The following is a 628-nucleotide window of genomic DNA, read 5'->3' as shown; positions in this document are numbered from 1 at the left end:
GGATTTCATTCATTTCTATTTCGAAAAATAGCATGCCGCCGTAGATTTGTCTCATCCCACTCAGGAGAGATAGATCATGGTACGCAGACTCGAAGGAAAAATAGCTGTCGTCACCGGCGGTACGACCGGTATCGGCCTCGCCACCGCCAAGCGTTTCGCAACTGAAGGCGCGCAGGTCTTCGTTACCGGCCGTCGTCTGGTCGAGCTCGATGCAGCCGTTGCCGCGATCGGGCCGAGGGCCACTGGCATCCAGGCGGACTCCGCCAATCTCAGCGATCTCAATCGCCTTTACGAGAGAGTGAAGACAGAGGCAGGTCGTATCGATGTGTTGTTCGTCAATGCTGGTGGCGGCTCAATGCTGCCTTTGGGATCAATCACCGAAGAGCAGTATGACGACACGTTCGGTCGCAACGTAAAGGGCGTGCTCTTCACGGTGCAGAAGGTACTGCCGCTGCTAGTCGATGGTGGCTCAGTGATCCTTACCGCTTCCAACGTCAGCATCAAAGGCACACCAGCGTTCAGCGTCTATAGCGCCTCGAAGGCCGCGGTGCGCAACTTTGCCCGAAGCTGGACGCTCGACTTGAAGTCTCGCGGCATCCGTGTGAACGTCATCAGCCCGGGCCCGATC

1 protein-coding gene is annotated in these 628 nt (G+C 57.3%); it reads left to right on the top strand.

Features of this window, described 5'->3' with window-relative positions; translation table 11 throughout:
* Window positions 1-76: 76 nt before the first annotated feature.
* Window positions 77-628: SDR family NAD(P)-dependent oxidoreductase (locus ACGLHR_RS52080; protein WP_400103993.1), on the top strand; the 552-nt coding region annotated here is incomplete at its 3' end.

The sequence above is a fragment of the Cupriavidus sp. CuC1 genome, from assembly GCF_044627735.1.
Lineage (GTDB): Bacteria > Pseudomonadota > Gammaproteobacteria > Burkholderiales > Burkholderiaceae > Cupriavidus > Cupriavidus ulmosensis.
This window is presented reverse-complemented; position numbering and strand designations above follow the sequence as displayed.